This is a genomic window from Microbacterium trichothecenolyticum, from assembly GCF_041938625.1.
GTDB classification, from domain to species: domain Bacteria; phylum Actinomycetota; class Actinomycetes; order Actinomycetales; family Microbacteriaceae; genus Microbacterium; species Microbacterium trichothecenolyticum_D.
The window spans coordinates 1,371,149-1,388,527 of sequence record NZ_CP169427.1 but is presented as its reverse complement, the minus strand read 5'-3'; the positions used below and the strand labels follow the sequence as shown (position 1 = coordinate 1,388,527).

The following is a 17,379-nucleotide window of genomic DNA, read 5'->3' as shown; positions in this document are numbered from 1 at the left end:
CGGCGCGGGACTGCCCCAGCCTAGGCCGTGATGCGTTCCAGGACGAGAGGAGTGCGCTCCGGTGCGTCCGGTCCGATCTCCCACGCGCCGTCGAGGGCTTCGAGAGCGCGGTCGAACCGGGAGGCATCCTCGCCGAGCAAGGTGAACAGGGGCTGACCGGCGGCGACCTGATCGCCGGGCTTCACGTGAAGGTCGATGCCCGCGGCGTGCAGCACCGGGTCTTGCGCCCGCGCGCGTCCGGCGCCCAGGCGCCAGGCGGCGATGCCGAACGGGAGGGCTTCGATGCCGGTGACGAAGCCGCCCTCGGTCGCGGTGACCGTGTGGGTCTCGTTCGGGGTCGGGAGCGCAGCATCCGGATCCCCGTCCTGTGCGAGGATCATCGCGCGCCAGGCGTCCATCGCGCGGCCGTCCTTCAGTGCCGCCTCGGCGTCGGCGTCGGGCTGACCGGCGAGCGCCAGCATCTCGCGCGCGAGCGCCACCGTCAGTTCGACCACGTCGGCGGGGCCGCCGCCGGCGAGCACCTCGACCGACTCGCGCACCTCGTTGGCGTTGCCGATGGCGAGGCCGAGCGGGGTGTTCATGTCCGTGAGCAGGGCCGTCGTCTTCACGCCCGAGTCGGTGCCGAGCGCGACCATCGTGCGGGCGAGCTCGCGCGCACGGTCGACGTCGCGCATGAAGGCGCCGGAGCCGAACTTCACGTCGAGCACGAGCGCGTCGGTGCCCTCGGCGATCTTCTTGGACATGATGCTCGACGCGATGAGCGGGATCGCCTCGACCGTGCCGGTGACGTCGCGCAAGGCGTAGAGCTTCTTGTCGGCCGGCGCGAGGCCGGAGCCCGCGGCGCAGATGACCGCACCCACGTCGCGCAGCTGCGCGAACATCTCGTCGTTCGACAGTGCGGCGCGCCAGCCCGGGATCGACTCGAGCTTGTCGAGCGTGCCGCCGGTGTGGCCGAGTCCGCGGCCCGACAGCTGCGGCACCGCGACACCGAAGCTCGCCACGAGCGGGGCGAGGGGAAGCGTGATCTTGTCGCCGACGCCGCCGGTCGAGTGCTTGTCGACCGTCGGCTTGCCGAGCCCCGAGAAGCTCATCCGCTCCCCCGACGCGATCATCGCGTCGGTCATGACACGGATCTCGTCGCGGGTCATGCCGTTCAGCAGCACGGCCATCGCGAAGGCCGCCATCTGCGAGTCGGCGACATACCCGCGCGTGTACGCGTCGACCATCCAGCGCAGGGCCGGCTCGGCGACCGCGCCGCCGTCGCGCTTCGTCCGGATGACGTCGACCGCGTCGAAGGCCTCGACGGTCATCGTGCGGCCTCCTCGAGATCTCGCGGGCCGAACGCGTCGGGCAGCACCTCGTCCATGGTGCGGATGCCCGACACCGTCTCGAGCAGCATGCCCGGGATCGCGAACTCGTACAGCAGCTGCCGGCAGCGGCCGCACGGCATGATCGTGTCGCCGTGGCCATTGACGCACACGAACGCCACGAGGCTTCCGCCGCCTGAGTTCGCGAGTTCGCTCACGAGCCCGCACTCGGCGCAGAGGCTGATGCCGTACGACGCGTTCTCCACGTTGCACCCGGTGACGATGCGCCCGTCGGTCACGAGGGCGGCGGCGCCGACCTTGTAGCGCGAGTACGGGGCGTACGCGCGCTGCATCGCGTCCGTCGCCGCGGCGCGCAGCTCATCCCAGTCGATATCGGTCATGAGCGCGCTCCGTTCGCGTCGGTTCGGGTATCAGGAGGGTCGACGGATGCCGCGTCCCGGCATCCGTCGGCCCTCATCGGCACTGCAGGCACCCGCGTCACCCCTTGATGTACGGTTTGCCCGCCGCCGCGGGGCCGCGTATCTGCCCCGCGAAGCCGGCGACGGCGATGATCGTGACGACGTACGGCAGCATCAGCATGAACTCGCTGGGGATCGGCGTCCGCAGCACCGTCAGCAGGTTCTGCAGGTTCGTCGCGAAGCCGAACAGCAGCGCGGCGAGAGTCGCACGGATGGGATCCCAGCGGCCGAAGATCACCGCGGCGAGGGCGATGAAGCCGAGGCCCGCTGTCATCTCCTTCGTGAACTGGCCCACCGAGACCAGGGTGAAGTACGCACCACCGATGCCGGCGATCGCGCCCGCGAGCGAGACGTTCCAGAACCGGCTCGTGTTGACCTTGATGCCGACGGTGTCGGCCGCCTGCGGGTGCTCGCCGACCGCGCGCAGGCGCAGGCCCCAGCGGGTGCGGTAGAGGCCCCACGCGACGAGCGCGACCGTGGCGTACATGAGGTAGACGATGAAGGTCTGGTTGAACAGCACCGGTCCGATGATCGGGATCTCGCTGAGGACGGGGATCTCCCAGCGCGTGAAGCGGACGGGGCGGTTCAGCTCCGCCTCGTTCGGCACCAGCAGAGCGCCGTAGAGGAAGCCGGTGAGGCCCGTCACGAGCACGTTGAGCACGACACCGACGATGACCTGGTCGACCAGGTACTTGATCGAGAACGCGGCGAGCACGAATGCGACCAGCACACCGCCGATCATCGCGCCGACGAGGCCGACGAAGGGATTGTGCGTGATGCTCGCCAGCAGCGCCGCGCTGAAGGCGCCGAAGAGGAACTGGCCCTCGATCGCGACGTTGACGACGCCCACCCGCTCGCCGATGACGCCGCCGAGGGCACCGAAGATCAGCGGAACCGAGAGCGACAGCGCGCCGAACAGCAGTCCGGTGACGGGCACGAGCCCGCCCGCCGACGCCCACACCAGGAATGCGAAAACGGCGAGGAGGCCGAACACGATCGGCAGCCAGATGCCCGTGCGGCGGTACGACATCGCGTCCCAGAACGCCCACAGCGTCAGGAGCACGAGCAGCGCGACCACGATCCAGCACGTGAGCGCCGTCGGAACGCTGATGTTGGGCAGCGCGATGGACGACCCCGGGTCGCCCAGGCGGAACGTGCTGACGCCGTTGCGCGGCACGAGCAGGAACAGCAGCGCGAGGAGCACCGTCGCGATCGCGAGCGTCACCGGCAGCTTGAAGTGGCGCACCTTCACGGTGGCGAGCTGGATCGTCCCGTCGGACGCGGGTGCGGGTGCGAGCGAGGTCATGCGGACACCGCCTTCTTCGCGGCCTTGGCTCGCGCCTTGGCAGCCTTCTCGGCATCGGTCTTCGGCAGGAAGAAGATCGTGCGGATGAGCGGCGGGGCCGCGATGAACAGGACGATGAGCGACTGCACGACCAGGACGATGTCGACCGGGATCCCCTGCGACGCCTGCATCGTGAAGGAGCCGGCCTTGAGGGCGCCGAACAGGATGCCGGCCGCGAAGACGCCCCACGCCCGGCTGCGGCCGAGGAGGGCGACGGTGATCGCGTCGAAGCCGATGCCCGCGTCGATGAGCCCGTCGAACCCGGTGGTGACCGAGCCCTGGATCTGGTTCATGCCGGCGAGGCCCGCCAGGCCACCGGCGAAGAGCATGGCGTAGATGTACATGCGCTGCACCGAGATGCCGGACGCGCGCGCGGCGTGCGGGTTCTCGCCGACCGCGCGCAGGCGGAAGCCGAGGCTCGAGCGCTCGACGAGCCACCACACGAACACCGTGGCGGCGATCACGATCACGAAGCCCCAGTCCAGCAGCGGGAAGCGAGGCCCGATCAGGTCGGGGAACTGCGCGTTCGCGGGCGTCGCGGCCGAGATGGGCTGGTCGCCGGCCGGACGCTGCAGGATGCCGGGCGTCCGCACCATCCACGTCACGAGGTAGAACGCGACGTAGTTGAGCATGATCGTGAGGATGACCTCGTGCGCGCCGGTGCGGGCTTTCAGCACACCGACGATGCCACCCCAGATCGCACCGCCGGCGATGCCGGCCGCGAGGGTGAGAGGCAGCTGAAGGAACAAGGGCAGGTTCAGGTTGAACGTGAACAGCGCCGCGGTCGCGCACGCGATGAGGATCTGGCCACGACCGCCGATGTTGAACAGGCCCACGCGGAACGCCAGCGCCACGCCGAGGCCCGCGGCGATCAGCGGGGCGGCGAAGCCGAGCGTGTTGGTGAGCGGCCGGATCTGCGTCGCGAAGTCGTTCGCGCGGGGGTTGTAGATCGCCCCGCGGAAGAGCGCCTCGTACCCGCCGTACACCGCGTTCCAGATCGCGCCGAGAGTGTCGCCGGGTCGCGCGAAGAAGTAGCCGGACGCCGCCTGGACGTCCTCGTCGGTGAGGGCCATGAGGATCCCGCCGACGACCATCGCGACGACGATCGCGAGCACCGTGGTGACCCAGTTGCTGCGCAGCAGCTCCTTGATGAAGACGTTCTGGCGTGGCGGCGCGGGCACCTCGCCGTCGACGGCACCGGGAGCTTCGGGCGTGGGCGCCGGGAGGTCGGGCGAACCTGTGAGCGGACCCGACACGGGCGGAAGCTGCTCTGCGGGCAGGCCCTTGAGCGGGTCTGCGCCCGAGGCGGGGTTCTGGTCGTTCACGCGACGGCCTCCTCTGGCTTCTCGCCGGCCATCATCAGGCCGAGAACGTCACGGGGGGTGTCGCCGGGCACGATGCCGACGATCGCACCGCGGTACATCACCGCGATGCGGTCTGCGAGCGCCGCGACCTCGTCGAGCTCGGTGGAGACGACGACGACCGGGATGCCGGCATCCCGTGTCTCGACGATGCGCTTGTGGATGAACTCGATGGAGCCGACGTCGACGCCGCGCGTCGGCTGCGCCGCGACGAGCAGCTTCAGCTCGCGGCTCATCTCGCGGGCGATCACGACCTTCTGCTGGTTTCCGCCGGAGAGCGTCCCCGCGGGGACATCGGGACCCTGCGTCCGGATGTCGTACTCCGTGATGCGCGCCTTGGCGAAGTCGTCGAGCACCCCGCGGCGGATCGTCCCGCCCGTGACGAAGGCCTTGTCGCCCGATCGATCGAGGATGAGATTCTCGGCGACCGTGAAAGTGCCGACGAGGCCGTCCTCGGTGCGGTCCTCGGGCACGAACCCGACGCCCTCGTCGAGGATGCTGCGCACGCTCTTGCCGACGAGCTCGACGCCGCCGAGCTCGATCGACCCGCTCACGCGCTCCCCGAGACCGACCATCGCCTCGATGAGCTCGGTCTGGCCGTTGCCCTGGACTCCGGCGACGGCGAGGATCTCGCCGGGGCGGACGTCGAAACTCACGTCGTCCACGACGACGGTCCCGTTCGCGGTGACGACACGGAGGTCGCGCACCTCGAGGCCGCCCTCGCCGCGCTGGGGCGGGTCCTTGTGGACGGTCAGCTCGACCGCGCGACCGACCATCAGCGACGCGAGCTCCGCGTTGGACGCGGTCGGCGACGCCTCGCCGACGACCTTGCCGAGCCGGATGACGGTGATGCGGTCGGCGACGGCGCGGACCTCGCGCAGCTTGTGGGTGATGAACACGATCGACGTGCCCTCGTCCCGCAGCTGCTTCATGATCGTCATCAGCTCGTCGGTCTCCTGCGGCGTGAGCACCGCGGTGGGCTCGTCGAACACGAGCACCTTCGCGTCGCGCGACAGCGCCTTGATGATCTCGACACGCTGCTGCACCCCCACGGGGAGGTCGCCGACGACGGCGTCGGGATCGACCTCGAACCCGAACCGGTCGGCGACGGCGCGCACGTGCTGGCGGGCTTTGGCGAGGTCGAGTGCGCCGAGCGCCTTGGTGTCCTCGTGGCCCAGCATGACGTTCTCGGCCACGGTGAAGACCGGGATCAGCATGAAGTGCTGGTGCACCATGCCGATGCCCGCGTTCATCGCGTCGCCGGGGCCTCGGAAGTGCTGGACCGCGTCGTCCAGGAGGATCTCGCCCTCGTCGGCCTGGTACAGGCCGTAGAGCACGTTCATGAGTGTGGATTTGCCGGCGCCGTTCTCGCCGAGAAGGGCATGGATCTCACCCGGCTGGACCACGAGGTCGATGTGGTCGTTCGCGACGAGGGACCCGAAACGCTTCGTGATCCCACGGAGCTCGAGCTTCATATGTGCACCCTATATATGCTGTCGGCCGCCGCGCCATCCATCCGATGGCGACGGGGAAGAACGCGGCCGGGTGGAGTCGTCCACCCGGCCGCGTTCCGCTGATTCCTGCTGCCTTACGGCGAGCTGGGCGAGGTCACCTCGAGGTCGCCCGAGATGATCTGCTCCTGCAGGGCGGCGAGCTCGTCGAGCAGGCCCTCCGGCAGCTCTGACTCGAACGAGCCGAAGCCCGACAGGCCGACACCCTCGTTCTCGAGCGTGCCGACGTACGGCGTGACGTCGAAGTCACCCGTCGACGCCTCCATGGTCGCCTGGTAGACGGCCTCGTCGATGCGCTTCATGATCGAGACCAGCACCATGTCGGCGACCGAGGGGTCGGCGACCGCGAGGTCGGAGTCGACGCCGAGCATGACCGTGCCGCTGCCGGCGTCGGTGATCGCGTCACGCGCGCTCTGGTAGATCGGGCCGCCGACCGGGAGGATCACGTCGACACCCTGGTCGAGGATGCCCTGCGCGGTCTGCTTGGCGGTGTCGTTGGCGGCGAAGCCACCGGTGAACGAGCCGTCCTGCGCGGCGACGTCCCAGCCGTAGGTCTCGACCGCGGCGCCCTTGTCCTCGTTGTACTTCTCGACGCCGTCGACGAAGCCGTCCATGAAGATCGTCACGGGCGGGATCGGGATGCCGCCGAAGGTGCCGACCTTGTTGACGCCAGCCTGCGCCGACCACGCCGCCGCGGCGTAGCCGCCGAGGTACGCGGCCTGGACCGTGTCGAACATGAGGGGCTTGATGTTCGGCGCATCGGTGGTGCCGTCGCCGATGTCGTTGCCGTCGTCGTCCGTGGCGCCGGTGTTGTCCGCCCAGTCGTCGATGATCGCGTAGCTGACGTCGGGGTTCGCCGTCGCCGAGGTGATCGTGTCGGCGGAGAGCTTGAAGCCGACCGAGACGATGAAGGTGCAGCCCTCGGCGATCAGGTTCTCGAGGTTCGGGGCGTAGTCATTGGCCGAGCTGGACTCGACCTCGATGGCCTCGACACCGAGCTCGTCGGCGGCGCGCTCCATGCCTTCGAGGGCGGACTGGTTGAACGACTTGTCGTTGAAGCCGCCGTCGTCCGACACGAGGCAGGGGGTGAAGCCCTCGACGACGTCTCCGGCGTCTCCCGTGGGGTCCGTCTCCTCAGGGGCGGAGCCGCAGCCGGCGAGGGCGATCAGCATGCCCGCGGCGACGGTGACGCCGACGAGCTTCTTGGTGCGTGAGATGGTCAACTCAGCCTCCACTACGTTCCCCCGCGTCCGTCACGGGGACTGCATAAAGTTACCCACTGTGACGGCGCGGTTGCATGCTCCGCGTGGCCCCGTTCGCGAAAGGTTACAAAGACGCAATATCCCGCTCAGATGAGCAGACGATCAGGGAAAACGGATGCCGCGGGCCGCAGCATCCGTTTTCACAGAACTTCGCCGCGCCCGCTGAGCTTGAGGGCGTCGACGACGCCCTTGACGCGCTGCGCGTGCTCGCTCGTGGTGACCAGCAGGGCGTCCTCGGTGTCGACGACGACGATGTCGCGCACGCCGATGAGGCTGATGACGCGCCGGGTCTGGCTGACGACGATGCCGCTGGCGGCGTCGGAGAGGATGCGGGCGTTCTCGCCGAGGATGGCGAGGTCGTTCTTGCGGCCGTGGGAGTTGAGTTTGGCCAGGCTGGCGAAGTCCCCCACATCGTCCCAGTCGAAGTGCCCGGGGATGACGGCGAGGCGCCCCTTCGCGGCGGCGGGCTCGGCCACCGTGTAGTCGATCGCGATCTTCTTGAGCGTCGGCCAGACCCGGTCGACCACCGGTCCGCGCTGGTCGCGGTCGTCCCAGGCCTCGGCGAGGTCCATGAGGCCCGCATAGAGCTGAGGCTCGTTCTCGGCGATCTCGCCGAGCAGGACGTCGGCGCGCGCGATGAACATGCCCGCGTTCCACAGGTAGTTGCGATCGGCGAAGTACTCCTTCGCCGTCTCGAGGTCGGGCTTCTCGACGAAGCTCTCGACGAGCGCCGCCTCCGGCGCCCCCTCGACCTTGAGGGCGTCGCTCTTCTTGATGTAGCCGAAGCCGACCGACGGCTCGGACGGCTGGATGCCGATGGTGCAGATGTAGCCCTCGCGCGCGGTCGCGACGGCCTGGTTCACCGCCCACTCGAACAGCTGCGGCACGCGGATGACATGGTCGGCGGCGAACGAGCCGATGATCACGTCCGGTTCGCGGCGCGAGAGGATCGCGGCGGCCAGGCCGATCGCCGCCGTCGAATCGCGGGGCTCGGACTCGAGGAACACGTTGCTGTCGGCGATGCCGGGCAGCTCCTTCTCCACCGCAGCCCTGTGCGCGCGGCCCGTCACGACCGCGATGCGGTCGGCCCCGGCGAGAGGCTCGAGCCGGTTCCAGGTGTCGCGCAGCAGCGTGTTGCCCGAGCCGGTGAGATCGTGGAGGAACTTCGGCGCGTCGGCGCGCGACAGGGGCCAGAGCCGGCTGCCGATGCCGCCGGCGGGGATCACGGCGTAGAAGTCGTCGATGGGTCCGGACATGGCACCAGGCTATCGGGCAGCTTTTCGAAGAGATGGCGAGCGTGTGGCCGGGACGTGACGACGGCGGCGAGCCTTCCGGCCCGCCGCCGTCGCCGTTGCGCTCAGCCTTGCCGCGGAGAGGTGCCCGGAGTCGCCGCGCGCAGTGACTCCAGCATCGCGTCGAACGCCGGCTTGGGCGAGAAGTCGTCCTCGAAGATCGTCGCCCAGCCCTCGCCGGGGAAGACGTCCGGAACCCACGAGTTCGCGTCCGGGAAGCCCCACACGGTGAAGGAGGAGCACGCGGTCACGTTGAGGCACGCCTCGAGCATCGCGTCGTAGCGGTCGGCCTGCACGGCGACCTGCTCCGGCGTGGGTCCCGTCTCTCCCGGCTGCAGCGGGATGCGCACGTCCGCCTCCGTCACGGCCACCTTCAACCCCAGCGCGGCGAAGCGTTCGAAGTTCGCCTGGATGGACGTGTCGAAGCCGTACAGCAGACTCAGATGGCCCTGCGCACCGAATCCACCGAGCGGGACGCCGTCGGCGAGCATGCGCTGCGCGAGCTCGTAGTAGGCGTCGGTCTTCTGGTTGATCCCCTCCGCGTTGTAATCGTTCAGGAACAGGACGGCGTCAGGGTCGGCCTCGTGCGCCCACCGGAAGGCGTCCTCGAGGAGCGCGACCGGGTCCGCGGCGCAAGCCCTGAGGAACGGATTGGCTTCCGTGCGCAGACGCACGCCGCCCGCGTCCCAGGTGTCCTGGAAGATCTCGTTCGCGACATCCCACTCGTAGATCCGACCCTTGAAGTGACCGACCACCGTCCGGACGTGGTCCTCGAGGACGGCGCGCGCCTCATCGCATGTCCAGGTCTGGCTCGCCTCGCTCACCCACGCCGGGTTCTGGCTGTGCCAGAGCAGGGTGTGGCCGCGGACCTGCTGGTGGTTCGCCTCGGCGAAGGCGACCAGCGCGTCGGCGGACTCGAAGTCGTAGACGCCGGGAGCGGGGTGGACGGCGTCCCACTTCATGTCGTTCTCCGGCGTGAGCGATGAGAACTGCGCGCTGAGGACCTGCTGGTATTCGGTGGGCGCCTTGCGGTCGTACTGGAGGAGGTCCCGCTCACCCCAGACGGCGCTGCCGATGGCGAGGTCGCGCGGTGCCTGATTTCGCAGGGCGTCCTTGTCGGCGTGGCTGAATCCCGGGGGCGCGGCGTTCGCCGCGGTGGCGGCGCAGAGCGGCAGAACCAGGGCTGCGGCGGCGGTGGCCACCAAGAGCGATCGGATCGATCGGCGCATGGATTACTCCTGACATCGTCGTCGTGCATATGCCGCATCGGTGAGGCATATGTTTCGTTGCCCAACAAAAGCTAGGCGCGTCTCTCCGAGCGGGCAAAGAGTTTCGAGCGGTTTTCCATGATCCGCGCGCTTGTACGTCTCTCGGCGGTCCCGGAGAGCCGCCTGGTTCGCGACTGGGCCCCCGCGCGTCGCAAGAACGGCGGTTCTTTGCGGACGCGAAGATCCCTCCGGAAGGAGGTGCCGTAAGGGTGGCCTTCGTCGCCCCTGCGCGAAATGCGGGAATAGGATGGTCGCAGCGCCCGCGTGACGCCGATGGCCGAAGCCCCGGGCCCTCTTCGGGGGACGTCCTCACAGTCCGAGGCCAGCCCCATCGTGTTTCGATCCAAGGAGGACGGACGTGTCTGCACCAGCACGCGTCACACCGTCGGTATCCGAGACCACCTCCCGAGTTCCCCGCGGCACGCTGTACCGCGGGAACGAAGGCATGTGGTCGTGGGTGCTGCATCGCATCACCGGCGTCGCCATCTTCTTCTTCCTGCTCGTCCACATCCTCGACACGGCGCTCATCCGAGTATCGCCCGAGGCCTACGACGCGGTGATCGGCACGTACAAGAACCCGGTGATGGCCCTGGGCGAGGTCGCCCTGGTCGGCGCCATCGCGTACCACGCGTACAACGGCCTGCGCATCATCCTGGTCGACATGTGGTCGTGGGCCACCCGCCACCAGCGCCAGCTGTGGTGGGGCGTGCTCGGCCTCTGGGCCGTGACGATGCTCGGCTTCGTCCCGCGCCACCTCATGCTCGCCTTCGCTCCGGGAGGGGGCCACTGATGACCGCCATCGCCGATCCGCGCGCACCGCGCGCCGCCGTCCGTCGCCGGGGCGCCAACCTCGAGAAGTGGGGCTGGGTCTACATGCGCGCCTCCGGCGTGCTGCTCGTGGTCCTCATCTTCGGCCACCTCTTCGTGAACCTGATGGTCGGCGAGGGCATCCACGGCATCGACTTCGCGTTCGTCGCCGGCAAGTACGCCACGCCGTTCTGGCAGTGGTGGGACGTCCTCATGCTGTGGCTCGCGCTGATCCACGGCGCGAACGGCATGCGCACGATCGTCAACGACTACGTGACCCACGCCGGCACGCGCCGGGTGCTGGTCTGGGCGCTCGGCCTCGCGGCCGCGTTCCTCATCGTTCTCGGCACGCTCGTCGTCTTCACGTTCGACCCGTGCATCGGCTTCGACCCCGAGACCGCGTCCGACGTCATCATCGGAATCTGCGCCTAAGCGTTCGGGCGACCCCCGAGCATCGACCATCGAAAGCACACAGCGTGAGCACTGAGACCACCGACAGCTACGTCAAGGACGGCGTCCACTACCACCAGTTCGACATCGTCATCGTGGGCGCCGGCGGCGCCGGCATGCGCGCCGCCATCGAGGCGGGCCCCGGGGCGAAGACGGCCGTCATCACGAAGCTGTACCCCACCCGCTCGCACACCGGCGCGGCGCAGGGCGGCATGGCGGCGGCCCTGGCCAACGTCGAAGAGGACTCCTGGGAGTGGCACACCTTCGACACCGTCAAGGGCGGCGACTACCTCGTCGACCAGGACGCGGCCGAGATCCTCGCGAAGGAAGCCATCGACGCGGTCATCGACCTCGAGAACATGGGCCTGCCGTTCAACCGCACGCCCGAGGGCAAGATCGACCAGCGCCGCTTCGGCGGCCACACGGCCGACCACGGCAAGACCCCGGTGCGCCGCGCGTGCTACGCCGCCGACCGCACCGGCCACATGATCCTCCAGACGCTGTTCCAGAACTGCGTCAAGCTCGGGATCAACTTCTTCAACGAGTTCTACGTGCTCGACCTGATCACCGTCGGCGAGGGCAAGGACAAGCAGATCGCGGGCGTCGTCGCCTACGAGCTCGCCACGGGCGACCTGCACGTGTTCCAGTCGAAGGCCGTCATCTTCGCGACCGGCGGCTTCGGCAAGATCTTCAAGACGACGTCCAACGCCCACACCCTCACCGGTGACGGCGTCGGCATCATCTGGCGCAAGGGTCTGCCGCTGGAGGACATGGAGTTCTTCCAGTTCCACCCGACCGGCCTCGCCGGGCTCGGCATCCTTCTCACCGAAGGCGCCCGCGGTGAAGGCGCGATCCTCCGCAACGTCTCGGGCGAGCGGTTCATGGAGCGCTACGCGCCGACCATCAAGGACCTCGCCCCCCGCGACATCGTCAGCCGCTGCATGGTGCAGGAAGTGGCCGAGGGACGCGGTGCCGGCCCGCACCGCGACTACGTGCTGCTGGACTGCACCCACCTGGGCGCCGAGGTCCTCGAGACGAAGCTCCCCGACATCACCGAGTTCGCCCGCACATACCTGGGCGTCGACCCGGTCGTCGAGCCGGTGCCCGTCATGCCGACCGCGCACTACGCGATGGGCGGCATCCCCACGAACAACGACGCGCAGGTCCTCTCGGACAACACGACCGTCGTCCCGGGCCTCTACGCCGCCGGCGAGTGCGCGTGCGTCTCGGTGCACGGGTCGAACCGCCTCGGCACCAACTCGCTGCTCGACATCAACGTGTTCGGCAAGCGCGCCGGCCGCAATGCCGTCGAATACGTCCAGACCGCCGACTTCGTGCCGCTCCCCGAGGACCCCGCCGCCGAGGTGCGCAACCTCATCGAGGGCCTCCGCAACAACCAGGGCACCGAGCGCATCGCCGTGCTCCGCAAGACGCTGCAGGACGAGATGGACCGCAAGGCGCAGGTGTTCCGCACCGACGAGTCGCTGGGCGAAGTGCTCCTCACGATCGAAGAGCTCCGCGAGCGGTACAAGAACGTGCATGTCGACGACAAGGGCAAGCGGTTCAACACCGACCTGCTCGAGGCCGTCGAGCTCGGTTTCCTCCTCGACATCGCCGAGGTCGTCGTCGTCACCGCGAAGAACCGCCAGGAGAGCCGCGGCGGCCACATGCGCGATGACTTCCCGAAGCGCGACGACGACAACTACATGCAGCACACCATGGCGTACCTGTCCGGCGACCCGCACTCGTCGAACGCCGAGGACCACATCCGCCTGGGCTGGAAACCCGTCGTCTTCACGAAGAACGAGAAGGGCGAGTTGAACTACCCGCCGATGGAGAGGAAGTACTGATGGCGACCTCGGTCACCGATGTCATCGAGCGCACCGACGCCGACGCTCCCGTCAAGGCCGAAGAGGCCCAGAACGACACGGGCATCCAGTCGTTCCTCGTCACCTTCATCATCCGGCGCTTCGACCCCGAGGTCGACGAGGAGCCGCGCTGGGTCGACTACGACGTCGAGCTGTACTCGACGGACCGCGTGCTGGACGCCCTGCACAAGATCAAGTGGGAGGTCGACGGCTCGCTGACGTTCCGCCGCTCGTGCGCCCACGGCATCTGCGGCTCCGATGCGATGCGCATCAACGGCCGCAACCGGCTCGCGTGCAAGACGCTCATCAAGGATCTCGACATCTCGCAGCCGATCTATGTCGAGGCGATCAAAGGTCTGCCGCTCGAGAAGGACCTCGTCGTCGACATGGAGCCCTTCTTCGCGTCGTATCGCGAGGTGCAGCCGTTCCTCATCGCGAACTCCACGCCCGAGAAGGGCAAGGAGCGGATCCAGTCGATCGTCGACCGCGAGGTCTTCGACGACACGACGAAGTGCATCCTCTGCGCCGCGTGCACCTCGTCGTGCCCCGTGTTCTGGACCGACGGCCAGTACTTCGGGCCGGCCGCGATCGTCAACGCGCACCGCTTCATCTTCGACTCGCGCGACGACGCGGGCGACGTGCGCCTCGACATCCTCAACGACAAAGAGGGCGTGTGGCGCTGCCGCACGACCTTCAACTGCACGGAGGCGTGCCCGCGAGGCATCGAGGTCACCAAGGCGATCGCCGAGGTCAAGCAGGCGGTCCTCCGCGGGCGCGCATAGCCCCCGTTCTCTTTCAGGCAGACGGATGCCGCATCCCTGAGGGATGCGGCATCCGTCTGTCGCTAATCTGAAAACCGTGACGCACACTCCCCCGCCCGACGCCCGTGCGGCGGCGGACGCCGCGCAGCGCGAGGAGGAATCGCTCCGGGAGCGCTGGGAGGCGACGGAGCACAACCTCCGCCAGCGGTTCGACGCGCCCATCAGCCGCGCGACGCGGCTCACGCAGGCGACGATGGCGTGGTTCCCGGTGCGGGTGTGGCGCCACTTCCTCATCGAGAACGGGTTCCTCCTCGCGGCCGGTGTCAGCTACGTCGCGCTGTTCGCCTGCTTCGCGGCGATCTACCTCGTGTTCGCGATCGTGGGGATCTGGCTGGGTGGGAGCTCGGAGGCGGTGGACGCGCTGATCAATCTGATCAACGTCTACATCCCCGGACTCATCGCGGACTCCGGAGGCCTCGCCACCCCGGAGCAGGTACAGGCGATCGCCTCGTCGAACACCGGGGTGCTCGGGTGGACGGGTATCATCGCGCTCGGCACGCTGATCTGGACCGCCATCGACTGGGTGACGTACTCGCGCCGGGCCGTTCGCGTGCTCTTCGCCATTCCACCGGATCGGCGCAGCTACTTCCTGCTCAAGGCCCGCGACTTCCTTGCGGCGCTCATCTTCGGCGCCGCGCTGATCCTCGGCGCCGCGCTGAGCACCGTCGGCACCCTCGCGATGAACTGGGTGTTCTCGCTGCTCGGCTGGAAGGACACCAGCGCGCTCACCGAGATCAGCGCGAGCATCGGGTCGCTGCTGATCGGCTTCGTGGTGACGTCGGCGGCGCTCACCGGACTCTTCCGCTTCCTCACCGGAACGAAGCTGCCCTGGCGCCGCATCTGGCCCGGCGCCATGCTCGGCGGCCTCGGGATCTCGGTGCTGCAGCTCGGGGCCGGCCTGCTCCTCAGCTACACGCCCTCGAACCCCCTGCTCGCGACGTTCGCCATCTTCATCGGGATGCTGCTGTGGTTCCGGCTGCTCGGGATCGTCATGCTGGTCGCCGCCGCCTGGATCGCCGTCGCCGCGAAGGACCGCGACGTCGTGCTGCTGCCGCAGACCGATGCCGAGCGCGTCGCCGCCGAGCACGCGGCGCTGCTCGTGGCCGCACGCGTGCGGCTGCGCACCGCGCAGGACGCCCGCGACCAGGCGCCCTGGTACCGCGTGTGGGTCGCCGACCGGGCGGTGCGCGACGCCGAAGAAGAGCTCAGTCAGGTCGAGGCTGCCGCGCCCGCCGCGCCGGCGCACCCGTCCCATCACGGCGCCCCGACGGCGCCTGCCCCGGCGAACGGCACCAACGGCACGCAGGGCAAGGCGGCCAACGGTAAGCAGGCGAAGGCCGAGAAGCGCAGGAAGGCGTCGAAGGCGGCCGGCGGGCCGTCGGACCTGCTCTGAGCGCGCTCCGGTGTCGGTGGCCCCGGATAGTCTTGCCGTCGTGTCTCGCCGTGTTCGCATCGCCTCTGTCAACGTCAACGGAATCCGCGCGGCGACGCGCAAGGGCATGCTCGAGTGGCTCGACGCCGCCGACATCGACGTGATGGCGCTGCAAGAGGTCCGTGCGACCGAAGACGAACTGCGTGCGGCTCTGCCCGGCTGGGAGATCGTGAACGACGAGGCCCTCGCCAAGGGTCGCGCCGGCGTCGCCGTGGCCAGCCGCATCCCCTCGGTCGAGGTGCGCCGCGTCCTCGGCCCCGCGGCCGAGGACGCGGCCGAGGTACTCGACAGCGCCGGCCGCTGGATCGAGGCCGACTTCGACATCGACGGCGAACGCCTGATCGTCGTGAGCGCCTACGTCCACACCGGCGAGGCCGATACTCCCAAGCAGGACGCGAAGTGGGCCTTCCTCGACGCGATGGAGAGGCGAATGCCACAGCTCAAGGCCGCATCCCCGCTCGCGCTCGTGATGGGCGACCTCAACGTCGGCCACCGCGAGTTCGACATCCGCAACTGGAAGGGCAACGTCAAGAAGGCCGGGTTCCTCCCGCGCGAGCGCGCGTACTTCGACCGCTTCTTCGGAGAAGAGGGCGCGGAGGTCGCCGGTGCGGACGGCTCGACCGGCCCCGGGCTCGGCTGGGTCGACATCGGCCGCCGCTTCCACGGCGACGTCGACGGGCCGTACACGTGGTGGTCGATGCGTGGACGCGCGTTCGACAACGACACCGGGTGGCGCATCGACTACCACCTCGCGACGCCCGAGCTGGGCGAGCGGGTCGCCGACTACCGGGTGGTGCGCGCACCGTCGTGGGACACGCGCTGGAGCGACCACTCCCCCGTCGTCGCCGACTATTCGATCGGGCGCTGAGGCGCAGCATCCGCTTTATAGACTTGTCGGATGACCAGATCGCGCCTGTACTCCGGCATGCAGCCCTCCGCCGACTCCCTTCAGATCGGCAACTACATCGGGGCTCTCATGCAGTGGCGCGACCTGCAGGAGTCGTACGACGCGTTCTTCTCGGTGGTCGACCTGCACGCGATCACCGTCGCCCAGGACCCTGAGCACCTCCGCGAGAAGACGCGCCGCACCGCCGCGCAGTACATCGCCGCCGGCATCGAGCCCTCGAAGTCGACGCTGTACGTGCAGTCGCACGTGCCCGCGCACCCCGAGCTGGCGTGGATCCTGTCGACGATCACGGGCTTCGGCGAGGCCGGGCGCATGACGCAGTTCAAAGACAAGTCCTCGCGCTACGGCTCGGACGCGACCTCGGTCGGACTGTTCACATACCCGGTGCTGATGGCCGCCGACATCCTGCTGTACCAGACCGACATCGTGCCGGTGGGCGACGACCAGAAGCAGCACGTCGAGCTGACCCGCGACCTGGCCGAGCGGTTCAACAGCCGCTTCGGCGAGACGTTCAAGGTGCCGATGCCGGTCATCCAGCAGGAGACGGCCCGCATCTACGACCTGCAGAACCCCACCGCGAAGATGTCGAAGTCGGCCGAGACGGACGCCGGGGTGCTGTGGCTGCTCGATGACCCGGCGGTCTCGGCGAAGAAGATCATGCGCGCCGTCACCGACTCCGAGGGCTCGGTGCGCTACGACCGTGAGGCCAAGCCCGGCGTCTCGAACCTGCTGGTGATCTACGCGGCCCTGACCGGCCGCCAGATCCCGTCCATCGAGGACGAGTACGCGGGCCGCGGCTACGGCGACTTCAAGAAGGGCCTCGCCGAAGTCGTGGTGAACGAGTTCGGCCCGGTGCGCTCGCGGGCGCTGGAGCTGCTCTCCGACCCCGCCGAGCTCGACCGCGTCCTCGCGGTGAACGCCGGCAAGGCCGAAGAGGTCGCGAACCGCACCCTCGCCGACGTCTACGACAAGGTCGGCCTCCTCCGCCGCTCCCGCTGACCCCGGAGCGGATGCTGGCCCCGGGCCGCAGCATCCAACCCGCCCAGTCTCCGTCTCATCGCCCGAGCCCGACGCGACAAGCTCCCGCCGCCCGACGCGCAGCTCAGGATCAACGCGCGCAAAGCCAGCGAAACAGCCCCTCAAGCTGCATCAATCCTGAGCTACGAACACCCTCGCGACACGCCCCCGCCCCGGGCACCGTCCTGCCCGCCGCCCGGCCGCACCCCGCCGCCCGGTGCACAACTCAGGATCAACGCACGCAAAGCCAGC

At 68.9% G+C, this 17,379-nt stretch carries 15 protein-coding genes; 7 read left to right on the top strand and 8 right to left on the bottom strand.

What is annotated here, in order from left to right:
- Positions 1-20: 20 nt before the first annotated feature.
- The 8 genes from ACEYYH_RS06250 to ACEYYH_RS06215 form a co-directional block, all read right to left on the bottom strand.
- Positions 21-1,310, bottom strand: a complete 1,290-nt coding sequence (locus ACEYYH_RS06250; protein WP_374977384.1) for a thymidine phosphorylase — start codon at positions 1,308-1,310, stop codon at positions 21-23.
- Positions 1,307-1,708 carry a cytidine deaminase gene (locus ACEYYH_RS06245; RefSeq protein ID WP_116194095.1) on the bottom strand — a complete coding sequence of 134 codons (402 nt, stop codon included), beginning with the start codon at positions 1,706-1,708 and terminating at the stop codon, positions 1,307-1,309. The genes ACEYYH_RS06250 and ACEYYH_RS06245 overlap by 4 nt, the downstream gene beginning before the upstream one ends.
- Before the next feature lie 97 nt (positions 1,709-1,805).
- Positions 1,806-3,092 carry an ABC transporter permease gene (locus tag ACEYYH_RS06240; protein ID WP_374977383.1) on the bottom strand — a complete coding sequence of 429 codons (1,287 nt, stop codon included), beginning with the start codon at positions 3,090-3,092 and terminating at the stop codon, positions 1,806-1,808.
- Entirely contained in the window at positions 3,089-4,456 is a 1,368-nt protein-coding gene (locus ACEYYH_RS06235; protein WP_374977382.1) for an ABC transporter permease, read from the bottom strand. The genes ACEYYH_RS06240 and ACEYYH_RS06235 overlap by 4 nt, the downstream gene beginning before the upstream one ends.
- A complete protein-coding gene (locus ACEYYH_RS06230; RefSeq protein ID WP_374977381.1) occupies positions 4,453-5,967 on the bottom strand; it encodes an ABC transporter ATP-binding protein in 1,515 nt (504 codons plus the stop codon). The genes ACEYYH_RS06235 and ACEYYH_RS06230 overlap by 4 nt, the downstream gene beginning before the upstream one ends.
- A gap of 113 nt (positions 5,968-6,080) precedes the next feature.
- Positions 6,081-7,226, bottom strand: coding sequence for a BMP family protein (locus ACEYYH_RS06225; RefSeq protein WP_374977380.1), 1,146 nt, complete (start codon positions 7,224-7,226; stop codon positions 6,081-6,083).
- Between the two features lie 179 nt (positions 7,227-7,405).
- Positions 7,406-8,521 carry a mannose-1-phosphate guanylyltransferase gene (locus ACEYYH_RS06220; protein WP_374977379.1) on the bottom strand — a complete coding sequence of 372 codons (1,116 nt, stop codon included), beginning with the start codon at positions 8,519-8,521 and terminating at the stop codon, positions 7,406-7,408.
- A 101-nt stretch (positions 8,522-8,622) separates the two neighbouring features.
- On the bottom strand, positions 8,623-9,786 hold the full coding sequence (locus tag ACEYYH_RS06215) for an endo-1,4-beta-xylanase (RefSeq protein WP_374977378.1): 1,164 nt from the start codon (positions 9,784-9,786) through the stop codon (positions 8,623-8,625).
- A gap of 397 nt (positions 9,787-10,183) precedes the next feature.
- Between ACEYYH_RS06215 and sdhC the strand changes: the two genes are divergently transcribed.
- The 7 genes from sdhC to trpS all read left to right on the top strand — a co-directional run bounded on the left by sdhC (position 10,184) and on the right by trpS (position 17,109).
- Positions 10,184-10,615: a succinate dehydrogenase, cytochrome b556 subunit gene (gene sdhC / locus ACEYYH_RS06210; protein ID WP_082497100.1), complete on the top strand. Its 432-nt coding sequence runs from the start codon at positions 10,184-10,186 to the stop codon at positions 10,613-10,615.
- Positions 10,615-11,064: a succinate dehydrogenase hydrophobic membrane anchor subunit gene (locus ACEYYH_RS06205; RefSeq protein ID WP_116194102.1), complete on the top strand. Its 450-nt coding sequence runs from the start codon at positions 10,615-10,617 to the stop codon at positions 11,062-11,064. The genes sdhC and ACEYYH_RS06205 overlap by 1 nt, the downstream gene beginning before the upstream one ends.
- A 44-nt stretch (positions 11,065-11,108) precedes the next feature.
- Positions 11,109-12,932 carry a succinate dehydrogenase flavoprotein subunit gene (gene sdhA, locus ACEYYH_RS06200; RefSeq protein ID WP_374977377.1) on the top strand — a complete coding sequence of 608 codons (1,824 nt, stop codon included), beginning with the start codon at positions 11,109-11,111 and terminating at the stop codon, positions 12,930-12,932.
- On the top strand, positions 12,932-13,732 hold the full coding sequence (locus ACEYYH_RS06195; RefSeq protein ID WP_374977376.1) for a succinate dehydrogenase iron-sulfur subunit: 801 nt from the start codon (positions 12,932-12,934) through the stop codon (positions 13,730-13,732). The genes sdhA and ACEYYH_RS06195 overlap by 1 nt, the downstream gene beginning before the upstream one ends.
- A 76-nt stretch (positions 13,733-13,808) precedes the next feature.
- A complete protein-coding gene (locus tag ACEYYH_RS06190) occupies positions 13,809-15,164 on the top strand; it encodes a YihY/virulence factor BrkB family protein (RefSeq protein ID WP_374977375.1) in 1,356 nt (451 codons plus the stop codon).
- A gap of 40 nt (positions 15,165-15,204) precedes the next feature.
- Complete coding sequence (locus tag ACEYYH_RS06185; protein WP_374977374.1) at positions 15,205-16,071, top strand: exodeoxyribonuclease III; 867 nt, start codon at positions 15,205-15,207, stop codon at positions 16,069-16,071.
- 30 nt (positions 16,072-16,101) lie between these two features.
- Positions 16,102-17,109 carry a tryptophan--tRNA ligase gene (gene trpS / locus ACEYYH_RS06180; RefSeq protein WP_374977373.1) on the top strand — a complete coding sequence of 336 codons (1,008 nt, stop codon included), beginning with the start codon at positions 16,102-16,104 and terminating at the stop codon, positions 17,107-17,109.
- Positions 17,110-17,379 lie beyond the last annotated feature (270 nt).